Here is a 10,381-nt window from a genome sequence, read left to right as displayed (position 1 = left end):
GCGACTTCTGCTTCAACGGCAACCTGATCATGCGCGCGACCGGCGACCGGATGCTGCTGTCGCCGCCGCTCGTGATTCGCGAGGGGGAGGTCGACGAGATCGTCGACAAGGCGAAGCGCGCGTTCGATGCGACCGCGGAACGGGTCGGGCGGGTGAGGTGAGCGAACGCAGCGCTTCGGTCAGGCGTAGTCGAAGCGCTGTTGATCGAACTCGATGATGCGCGCGACACACGCGGAGACGGACATCGTTCCGGTCTCGACAACGAGATCGGGCGCGACGGGTGCCTCATAGGGATCGGAGATGCCGGTGAACTGGCGCGTCTGGCCGGTCATGGCCTTCGCGTACAGGCGTTTCGGATCGCGCGCGGAGCAGGTCTCGATATCGGTCTTCAGATAGATTTCGACGAAGCGCTCGTCACCGATGGTTTCCCGCGCCAGTTGCCGGTCGGCTGCATACGGGGAAATCAGCGCGACGATCACCATGATGCCCTGATTGTTCATCAGCTTCGCGATTTCGGCGGTACGTCGGCAGTTTTCGGCCCGGTCGTCGCGCCGGAATCCGAGATCGTGCGAGACGCCCGAGCGCAGTTCGTCACCGTCGAGAATGCAGACCGGAATGTCGTGCGTGCGCAGGTACGCGGCTATCTCGCGCGAGAGCGTGGATTTACCGGCACCACTCAGGCCGGTCAACCACAGGGTATGTGAATTCGGCAATGTCATGATGTGTCGCGACGGCGTGAACCAGCCGCAATGCGCGTGCCGGATTCCGTTCGTCTTCTTGATGGTGGGAAGCCGGTGCCGCTCGGCCGGCTGTCATGGTGGTCGATTCTAGTCAGCCGCTATTCGTACACCGTTACCAATTCGTTACCGATTATTACGTACTGGCGGATGGCGCGCGTCGGAATCACGCGATTATCTCTTGGACGTGTGCATTACGAGTGCGACGCACAAAACGAAAAGGGCCTGCGTCGTGTAACGCAGGCCCTTGAATTCTTTGGTGGGCGGTACTGGGATCGAACCAGTGACCCCTGCCGTGTGAAGGCAGTGCTCTACCGCTGAGCTAACCGCCCAAAGAAGCTGAAATTATGTCAGAGCTTTTCGGGTTCGTAAAGCACTTTCTTCAAATATTTTTCAGGCCGGTGCAAAAGGTGCGTCAGCCGGCCGTCGACGGCTCGACGAGATCGAGGATCGAGCCGTCGCGCTTGAGCGTCGCGAGCACGATGCTCGAATTGATCGACATCACGCCCGTCGCGCGATGCAGCCGGTTGATCACGAAGTCCGAGTAGTGGTCGAGGTCGCGCGCCCGCACCGTCAGCACGTAGTTCGAGCCGCCCGTCACGATCTGCGCGGCGATGACTTCCGGCCACTGCTGGATCGCCTCCACGAAGCGGTCGTGCCATTCGGGCACGTCCGGCCGCATCGACACGTGCACGAGCGCCTCGAATGCGACGCCGACCTTCTTCGGCTCGATCGTGCAGCGGTAGCCGGAAATGGCGCCGCGTTCCTCGAGCAGCTTCACGCGCCGCAGGCACGCCGACGGCGACAGCGCGACCGCGTTCGCGAGGTCCTGATTGCTGATGCGTCCGTCCCGCTCGAGGTGCCGGAGGATCCGCATATCGGTTCGATCCAGATTCATTTCGCAGAATCCCGTCATTTTTTAGATGGTAGGCGCAGACTCTACTGCAATCGGCGGGATTCGTCATCGAAAAGTGAAGCTCATTCTATTTCGTCCTCGATAACATGCGCCCCATGCCTCGACCGCACGGCCTGACGTGCCGTCACGCCGCCGGCCGTATCGCCGCCTTCAACCCCGACCGTCATTCCGCCATGTACGAACACATTCCCGCCTATCCGGGCGATCCGATCCTGTCGCTGTTCCAGGCGTTCCAGCAGGATGCCCATCCGCACAAGGTCAACCTCAGCATCGGCCTCTATTACGATGACGCGGGCCGCATCCCCGTGCTGGAGAGCACGCGCCTCGCGGCCGAGCGCCTGCGCGAAGCCGGCGCGCCGCATACGTATCTGCCGATGGAAGGGCTCGCCGCGTATCGGCAGGGCGTGCAGCGCCTCGTGTTCGGCGCCGGTTGCGCGGCGCTCGCGCAAGGACGCATCGCGACGCTGCAGACGCTCGGCGGCTCGGGCGCGCTGCGGCTCGGCGCCGAATTCGTGAAGCGCTATTTCCCCGACAGCGCGATCTGGATCAGCGATCCGACGTGGGACAACCATCGCGTGATCTTCGCGGCGGCCGGCCTCGACGTGCACACGTATCCGTACTACGACGCAGCGCGCAACGACCTGCGCGTCGACGCGATGCTCGCGGCGCTCGACGCGCTGCCCGCGCGCAGCATCGTGCTGCTGCAGCCGTGCTGCCACAACCCGACGGGCCTCGACCTCGACCGCGACGCGTGGCGCGCTGTGATCGACGTGCTCGCGCGCCGCGGGCTGATTCCGTTCCTCGACATGGCGTACCAGGGCTTCGGCGATGGTCTCGACGACGACGCATGGGCCGTGCGCGCGATCGTCGAAGCCGGGCTGCCGGCGATCGTCAGCAACTCGTTCTCGAAGAATTTCTCGCTGTATGGCGAGCGCGTCGGCGGCCTGTCGATCGTCTGCGCGAGCGCGGGCGAAGCGGCGACGGTGCTGAGCCAGCTGCAGGCCGGCGTGCGCCGCACCTACTCGAGCCCGCCGCTGTTCGGCGCGCAGCTCGTGTCGGCGGTGCTGAACGACGACGTCCTGCGTGCGTGCTGGGAAGACGAGGTGGCCCAGGTGCGCACGCGCATCAAGCGCATGCGCGGCGAGCTGAAGGCGCGGCTCGACGCGCGCTTGGCCGGGCCCGCGTTCGACGCGCTCGTCACGCAGCGCGGCATGTTCAGCTATACGGGCATCGCCGCGACCGACGTGGACCGGCTGCGCGCGTCGCACGGCGTCTACCTGCTGCGCTCGGGCCGCATGTGCATCGCGGGCCTGAACGACGCGAACGTCGAGCACGTCGCGTACGCGATCGCCGACGTGCTCGGCGGCACGTCGCGCCAGGCTGCCTGAGCGGCCGATCCCGAACCGAAGGAGGACACGATGGCAGACACGATCCCGGTCGACTTGCCGCAACTCGCGCAGCCGTTCTCGTGGGCGACCCGCGCGGGCGGGCTGATGTTTACCGGCCACGGCCCGGTCGATGCGTCCGGCGCGATCGCAGGCGACACGATGACGGGGCAGGCGCGCCTCACGCTCGGCAATCTCGCGAAGGCCGTCGCGGCGGCCGGCGCGACGATGGACGACGTCGCGCAGGTGCTCGTCTACCTGTCCGACGTGAAGGCGATGCCCGAATTCGACGCCGAATACCGGCGCCACTTTCGCGAACCGTACCCGAACCGCACGTGCGTGGGCGTGCAGGGCTTCGCGCACCCGGACATGCGCGTCGAACTCGTCGCATACGTGGCGTTGCCGGCGGCACGCGGCTAGAAAGCACGCAACTCGGCGCGGATTGCAGTACCCACGATTACCGACATACCCCAACCAGTACACATCGATAATTCAGACAAGGATGGAGACGAAGATGAAGAGTATCAATAGGTTCGCACTACCGACGATTGCCGGCCTGCTCGCCGCGAGCGGCGCGATGGCGCAGAGCAGCGTGACGCTGTACGGCATCGTCGACCAGAGCATTCGCTACACGACGCATGCGAACGCGTCGAACGACGCGAGCGTGCAGATGACCAACGGTGCGATCACCAACAGCCGCTGGGGCCTGAAGGGCAGCGAAGCGCTCGGCGGCGGCCTGACGGCGATCTTCCGGCTCGAGAGCGGCTTCGAGCCGCAGAACGGGCAGCTCGACGGCGCGCTGTTCGGCCGCTACGCGTATGTCGGCCTGGCGAGCGACTGGGGCACCGTGAAGCTCGGCCGGCAGGCGACCGAGGCATTCAACCTGTTCGGCGATCTCGATCCGCTGACGGTCGGCAACTACACGGCCAACATGTGGCCGTACTTCCTCACGCAGGGCCGCGCGAGCAACGTGGCCAGCTACGACGGCACGTTCGGCGGGCTGAACGTCGGCGCGAGCTACGGCTTCGGCGGCGTCGCGGGCAGCCTCGGCGCGAATGCGTACTGGGGCACGCACGTGTCGTACACGCTCGGCGGGCTGATGGTCGGCGCGACCTACCAGCAGGTGCGCGACCTGACGAGCCGCGCGCAGCAGGCGTGGGGCGCGGGCGCACGCTATGCGTTCGGCGCGGCGACGCTGTACGCGGGCTATCTCGGCGGCATCGACCGCACGGGCATGCTCGACCGGCAATTGCTGAACGCGCCGGGCCGCGACGTGACCTACGGTGCGTTCGCCGACAATCCGCGCCGCGACGCGATCTTCTATACCGGCGCGAGCGTGAAGGTCACGCCGGCGGTTTCGGTGACGGGCGTCGCGTACTACGACGACATCCGCAACGTCAACGGCATCGCCGGTAACGGCGGAAAGCGCTACACGGGCGTGCTCGAGGCCGAGTACGCGCTGTCGAAGGCGACGCAGGTCTACGCGACGGTCGACTACAACCGGGTGACCGGCGGCGCGTTCACCGAAATGCCCGGACGCGGCAACCAGACGGGCATCGCGGCCGGCTTGCGCCACCTGTTCTGAGCATGCGGCGCGCGGTGGCCGGTGCGGTCCGGCACCGGTCCGTGCGCCGTCGACGTTTCGGCCGGACACACGCTTTCGAACGAGGTCATTCGATGCAACCAGAAGGGCAATTCCAGCACATCGCGGCGCGCGAGCAGGGTCTGCGCCGCACACTTTCCGCACGGCAGATGGCGATGATCGCGATCGGCGGTGCGATCGGCACCGGTCTCTTTCTCGGCAGCGGGTTCGCGATCGGCTTCGCGGGCCCGAGCGTGCTCGTCAGCTACGCGATCGGCGCGTTCATCTCGCTGTTGCTGATGGGCTGTCTCGCGGAGATGACGGTCGCGCATCCGACCTCCGGGTCGTTCGGCGCATACGCCGAACATTACGTGAGCCCGTGGGCCGGGTTCCTCGTGCGCTATGCGTACTGGGCGTGCATCGTGCTCGCGGTCGGCACCGAAGTCACCGCGATCGCGCTGTACATGAAGTACTGGTTCCCGGGCGTGCCGGGCTGGCTGTGGATCGTCGGCTTCTCGGCGCTGCTCGTGTTCGTCAACGCGCGCAGCGTCGACGTGTTCGGCGCGGTCGAATACGGCTTCTCGGTCGTGAAGATCGCGGCGATCGTCGGCTTCATCGTGCTCGGCGCGTACGTCGTGTTCGGCAATCCGGCACTGGTCGGCGACGGTGCGGCCCGCGCGGGCTTCCACCATTACACCGGGCACGGCGGCTTTTTCCCGAAGGGCATGTGGGGAATGTGGGTCGCGGTGATCGTGTCGATCTTCAGCTACCTGAGCATCGAGATGATCGCGGTCGCGGCGGGCGAGGCGGAGGATCCCGAGCGCGCGGTGACGCGCGCGTTCCGCTCGACGATCGTGCGGCTCGTGCTGTTCTACCTCGTCACGCTCGCGCTGATGCTCGCGATCGTGCCGTGGACGGCGGCGGGGCGCGACGAGAGCCCGTTCGTGAAGGTGATGGAGGCGATCCACCTGCCGGGCGCGGCCGGGCTGATCAACTTCGTCGTGCTGATCGCCGCGCTGTCCGCGATGAACAGCCAGCTCTACATCACGACGCGGATGATGTTCAGCCTGTCGCGCGCGGGTTATGCGCCGAAGGCGCTCGGCCAGGTCGACGCGCGCGGCGTGCCGTTCGGCGCGCTGCTGCTGTCGACGCTCGGCATCGCGCTCGCGACGGTCCTGAGCGTGCTGTACCCGGACGCGTCGTTCACGATCATGATGGCGGTGTCGATGTTCGGCGCGCTGTTCACGTGGATGATGATCTTCGTCACGCATTACTGCTTCCGGCGGCGTCGCGCGGCGCTCGGCCTGCCGGCGCCCGCGTTCCGGATGCGCGGCTTTCCGCTGCTGACGCTGCTCGGCGCGGCGCTGATGCTCGCGGTGATGGTGACGACCTACTTCACGGCCGAATTCCACATGACGCTGATCTTCGGCATTCCGTTCCTGATCGCGCTGTCCGTCGTGTACGCGGTGTGGTACCGGCGCGCGCAGCCGGCGCTGCAGCCGGAAGCGAAGTAACGGGGAAGTGCCGGCGCGAAATGCCGGCGCGCCGGCGCGCCGGCTCAGCCCGCGAGCGCGGGCAGCGCGTCGATCGATGCGCGCACGTAGTCGGCGAAGCGCAGTGCGACCGGTTCGGCAGTGCCGCTGCGCTTCAGTTCGAGCGTGCGCGATTCGAGCGACGCATCCTTCAGCGGCCGGAACGCGAGGCGGTCGCTCTTCACCTGCTGCAGCACGCGCGGCACCAGCGCGATGCCCATGCCGAACTCGATCATCGACAGGATCGTCTGCCACAGCCGCGCCTCGTGACGGATCAGCGGGCTGAATCCCGCGTTCACGCATTGCGCGATGATCAGGTCGTGATAGTGCGGCGCCGCGTCGCGCGGAAACAGGATGAACGGTTCCTCGGCCAGCGTGGCGAGCGCGACCTGACGGCGCCGCGCGAGCGGATGCGCGGCCGGCAGGCAGCAGACGAACGGTTCCGCGTAGACGGGCGCCGATTCGACCTCGGGCGGGCAGTGGCCCCAGTGCGCGTAGCCGAGATCGATCTGGCCACGCTGGATCGCCTGCACCTGCGCCTGCGTGTTCATCTCGCTCAGCACGATCTCGACGCCCGGGTAATCGGCTTCGAAGCGCCGCACCGCATCGGGCAGCCCGCGATACAGCATCGAATGGACGAAGCCGATCCGCAGCCGGCCCGCGAGGCCGGACGCAGAGCGCACCGTGAGCCGCTCGGCCTCGGCCGCCTGCAGCAGCAGCCGGCGCGCTTCGCCGAGCAGCACCGCGCCCGCGTTGGTCAGCGCGACCGTCTTGTTGGTGCGCGAAAAGAGCTGCACGCCGAGCGCGTCCTCGAACTTGCGGATGTCGAAGCTCAACGCCGGCTGCGAGATGAACAGGCGCTTCGCCGCGCGCCCGAAATGCAGTTCCTCGGCGACCGCCACGAAGTAGCGCAACTGCCTCAGTTCCATGCTGTCTCCTTCCCGCATCGGCATCGATAAGCGTCGTCTATCGTACCGGATAAATCCTGTATTGGACGCTTATCGATCGCGCGCCTACGCTCTGCTGAACGCCTGGCATCAGCCGGCCGCGGTGCCGCCGCGCGGCGCCGGCCGATAGCCGGGCGCCATCCTGGAGACGCATGCATGAACGACATCGCTCGCACGCCGGACACCGGCGCGGCCAACAACATCCCCGATAGCCGGGGCATCAATTTCTTCACGGCCGATCCCGATCTCGGCGCGTTGCTGAAACTGCATCTCGGTGACGCGCGCTACGCGGAACTCGAACCGCAGCTGCACGCGCTCGGCGCGCGCGTGTCGGGCGAGCTCGACGAATGGGCGTCGCGCGCGGACAAGCACCCGCCCGTGCTCGAACACCGCAACCGGCGCGGCGAAGCCGTGCAGCGGATCGACAAGGATCCCGCGTACATCGCGCTCGAACGCGTCGCGTATGCGGAACTCGGGCTCGCGTCGCTGAGCCACCAGCCCGAGGCGGTCGCGCCGCTCGTCAAGTACGCGCTGACGTTCCTGTTCGTGCAGGCCGAATTCGGGCTGTGCTGCCCGGTCAGCATGACCGATTCGCTGACGCGCACGCTGCGCCGTTTCGGCGACCCGGCGCTCGTCGAGCGCTATCTGCCGATGCTCGCATCGCGCGATTTCGACACGCTGTTCCAGGGCGCGATGTTCATGACCGAACAGGCGGCCGGCTCCGACGTCGGCCGCATCGCGACGCGCGCGGTGCGCGATGCCGACGCGCAGGGCGAGGCGGTGTGGCGCCTCTTCGGCGACAAGTGGTTCTGCTCGAACGCTGACGCCGACCTGGCGATGGTGCTCGCGCGGCCCGACGGCGCGCCGGACGGCATCAAGGGGCTCGCGTTGTTCCTGCTGCCGAAGACGCTGCCGGACGGCACGCGCAACCGCTACCGGATCGTGCGGCTGAAGGACAAGCTCGGCAGCCGTTCGATGGCGAGCGGCGAGATCGCGCTCGAAGGCGCGCAGGCATACCTGATCGGCGAGATCGGCCGCGGCTTTCACCAGATGGCGGACATGATCAACATGTCGCGGCTGTCGAACGGCGTGCGCGCGGCGGGCCTGATGCGGCGCGCACTGAACGAGTCGCTGCACGTGGCCGCCCACCGCGCCGCATTCGGCCGCAAGCTGATCGAGATGCCGCTGATGCAGCGCCAGCTGATGAAGATGCTGCTGCCCGCCGAGGCCGCGCGTGCGATGTTCATGCAGATCGCGCTGCTGCTGCCGCAGGCGGATGCGGGCGACGAGCAGGCCGCGCGCTGCGTGCGCATCCTGACGCCGCTGATCAAGTTCCGCGCGTGCCGCGACGCACGCCGTGTGACGGGCGACGCGATGGAGGTGCGCGGCGGCACCGGCTACATCGAGGAATGGAGCGATGCGCGGCTCGTGCGCGATGCGCATCTCGGCTCGATCTGGGAAGGCACCAGCAACATCGTCGCGCTCGACGTCGCGCGCGCCGCGCAGCGCGAGCAGGCGCTCGATGCGCTGCGCACGTTCCTCGCCGACCGGCTCGGCGCGGCGCCGCTGCCCGACGCGAGCCGCGCGGCGCTGCGGCGCATTCTCGCGCGCGCGTGCGATGCGCTCGCCGGTGTCGCGGCGGAAGGCGACGACGCGCGCGTGCGGCAGGCCGCGTCGGCGCTGTACTACGCGAGCGCGGCCGTGCTGATGGCATGCGAGGGCGCGCGGCTCGCGCCCGATTACCGGCGCCTCGCGCTCGCGCACCTGATCGTGCGTCACAAGCTGTTGCCGGTCGATCCGCTCGCGCCGGCGTCGCGCGACGACGAGGCAGCGGCGTTCGATGCGTTGCTGCGCGGCACGCCGGTACCGCTCGACATGGCGCTCGACCTGCTGCCGGAGGTCGAACGATGAGCACGACGAAAGCGACGAAAGCGACGGAAGCGACGGAAGCGACGGAAGCGACGGAAGCGACGAAAGCGACACGCGGCGCACTTGACGGCCTGAAGGTCGTCGACCTGAGCCGCGTGCTCGGCGGCCCGTACTGCACGCAGGCGCTCGCCGACCACGGCGCGACGGTGATCAAGATCGAGCCGCCGGGCGGCGACGAGACGCGCGGCTGGGGGCCACCGTTCCTCGGCGACACCGCGTGGTACTTCATGGGCGTGAACCGCAACAAGGAGGGCGTCGCGCTCGACCTGTCCCGCGACGAAGGGCGCGCGATCCTGTGGCGTTTGCTCGAGAGCGCCGACGTGCTCGTCGAGAACTTCAAGCCCGGCACGCTCGCGCGCTGGGGCATGGACTACGCGCGCGACCTGCAGCCGCGTTTCCCGCGCCTGATCCACTGCGCGGTGACGGGCTTCGGCGAGGACGGCCCGCTCGGCGGGCTGCCCGGCTACGACGCGGTGATCCAGGCGATGGCCGGGCTGATGAGCGTGAACGGCGAGCGCGACGGCGACGCGACGCGCATCGGGCTGCCGATCGTCGACATGGTCACCGGACTCAACGCGCTGACCGGCATCCTGCTCGCGCTCGCGGAGCGCGAGCAGAGCGGGCAGGGCCAGTCGATCGACATCGCGCTGTACGACTGCGGCGTGTCGCTGCTGCATCCGCACCTGCCGAACTTCTTCGGCTCGGGGCGCGTGCCCGAGCGCAGCGGCAACGCGCACCCGAACATCGCGCCGTACGACAGCTATCGCACGGCCACCGTGCCGATCTTCCTCGCGGTCGGCAACGACCGGCAGTTCGCGCGGCTCGTCGCGCATCTCGGCGCGCCGGCGCTGGCCGGCGATCCGCGCTTCGTCGACAACCGCAGCCGCTGCGCGCACCGGCCCGAACTGAAGGCCGAACTCGAGGCACGGCTCACCGCGCATCCGTGCGAGCCGCTCGCGCGCGACCTGATGGCGGCGGGCGTGCCGTGCGGGCCGGTGCGCACGGTCGCCGACGTTGCGCGCGATCCGCATGCGCTGCATCGCGAGTTGTTCGTCGAGATCGGCGCGTATCGCGGCACCGCATCGCCGGTGAAGCTGTCGCGCACGCCGGCGACCTATCGTTCGCCGCCGCCCGCGCTCGGCCGCGACACGCGCGCGGTGCTCGACCGCCTCGGCGTCGATCCCGCGCTCCAGCGGCAGCTGCTCGACGCGGGCGTGCTGAAGGTCGCGCCGGACCCGGCGTGACCGGACGAGTGGCCCTGCAGGTGAGTGACCTGGACCGACAGATCGCGACGTAAAGCGACGTTGGGCAGCGTAAAGCTGCCCCGCGTCGAGCAATCGCTCGTAACGCAAC

9 protein-coding genes, 1 tRNA gene and 1 pseudogene are annotated in these 10,381 nt (G+C 68.1%); 7 read left to right on the top strand and 4 right to left on the bottom strand.

What is annotated here, in order from left to right; genetic code table 11:
- A pseudogene (locus DIE17_RS26690) lies at positions 1-161 on the top strand (aspartate aminotransferase family protein); the annotation flags it as partial.
- A gap of 18 nt (positions 162-179) precedes the next feature.
- Here DIE17_RS26690 and cysC read toward each other — a convergent pair.
- The 3 genes from cysC to DIE17_RS26675 all read right to left on the bottom strand — a co-directional run bounded on the left by cysC (position 180) and on the right by DIE17_RS26675 (position 1,635).
- Positions 180-719 (bottom strand): adenylyl-sulfate kinase, encoded by a 540-nt coding sequence (cysC, locus tag DIE17_RS26685; protein WP_124488335.1) that lies wholly within the window; start codon positions 717-719, stop codon positions 180-182.
- Between the two features lie 275 nt (positions 720-994).
- Positions 995-1,069, bottom strand: a tRNA-Val gene (locus tag DIE17_RS26680).
- Positions 1,070-1,152: 83 nt separating this feature from the next.
- Positions 1,153-1,635: an Lrp/AsnC family transcriptional regulator gene (locus DIE17_RS26675; RefSeq protein WP_124488334.1), complete on the bottom strand. Its 483-nt coding sequence runs from the start codon at positions 1,633-1,635 to the stop codon at positions 1,153-1,155.
- Between the two features lie 191 nt (positions 1,636-1,826).
- Here DIE17_RS26675 and DIE17_RS26670 point away from each other — a divergent pair, with 191 nt between their 5' ends.
- The 4 genes from DIE17_RS26670 to DIE17_RS26655 all read left to right on the top strand — a co-directional run bounded on the left by DIE17_RS26670 (position 1,827) and on the right by DIE17_RS26655 (position 6,134).
- A complete protein-coding gene (locus tag DIE17_RS26670) occupies positions 1,827-3,041 on the top strand; it encodes an amino acid aminotransferase (protein ID WP_124488338.1) in 1,215 nt (404 codons plus the stop codon).
- A gap of 30 nt (positions 3,042-3,071) precedes the next feature.
- Complete coding sequence (locus tag DIE17_RS26665) at positions 3,072-3,458, top strand: RidA family protein (RefSeq protein WP_124488333.1); 387 nt, start codon at positions 3,072-3,074, stop codon at positions 3,456-3,458.
- Between the two features lie 94 nt (positions 3,459-3,552).
- Complete coding sequence (locus DIE17_RS26660) at positions 3,553-4,623, top strand: porin (protein WP_409333459.1); 1,071 nt, start codon at positions 3,553-3,555, stop codon at positions 4,621-4,623.
- 92 nt (positions 4,624-4,715) lie between these two features.
- Positions 4,716-6,134 carry an amino acid permease gene (locus DIE17_RS26655; protein ID WP_124522174.1) on the top strand — a complete coding sequence of 473 codons (1,419 nt, stop codon included), beginning with the start codon at positions 4,716-4,718 and terminating at the stop codon, positions 6,132-6,134.
- A 44-nt stretch (positions 6,135-6,178) separates the two neighbouring features.
- Here DIE17_RS26655 and DIE17_RS26650 read toward each other — a convergent pair whose 3' ends face one another.
- The gene (locus DIE17_RS26650) at positions 6,179-7,081 is read right to left on the bottom strand and encodes a LysR family transcriptional regulator (RefSeq protein WP_124522172.1); all 903 of its coding nucleotides are present in this window, start codon (positions 7,079-7,081) and stop codon (positions 6,179-6,181) included.
- A gap of 174 nt (positions 7,082-7,255) precedes the next feature.
- On the opposite strand from DIE17_RS26650, the gene DIE17_RS26645 reads away from it, so the two are divergent.
- Both DIE17_RS26645 and DIE17_RS26635 read left to right on the top strand, forming a co-directional pair.
- Complete coding sequence (locus tag DIE17_RS26645; protein ID WP_124522170.1) at positions 7,256-9,010, top strand: acyl-CoA dehydrogenase family protein; 1,755 nt, start codon at positions 7,256-7,258, stop codon at positions 9,008-9,010.
- Positions 9,007-10,272, top strand: coding sequence for a CaiB/BaiF CoA transferase family protein (locus DIE17_RS26635; protein WP_260439265.1), 1,266 nt, complete (start codon positions 9,007-9,009; stop codon positions 10,270-10,272). The genes DIE17_RS26645 and DIE17_RS26635 overlap by 4 nt, the downstream gene beginning before the upstream one ends.
- The last annotated feature ends 109 nt before the right edge of the window (positions 10,273-10,381 follow it).

Origin of the sequence: Burkholderia sp. Bp9099, from assembly GCF_003857805.1 — a bacterium.
Taxonomy (GTDB): Bacteria; Pseudomonadota; Gammaproteobacteria; order Burkholderiales; family Burkholderiaceae; genus Burkholderia.
The sequence above is the reverse complement of the archived record's forward strand: the minus strand, read 5'-3'. Positions and strand labels throughout refer to the sequence as shown.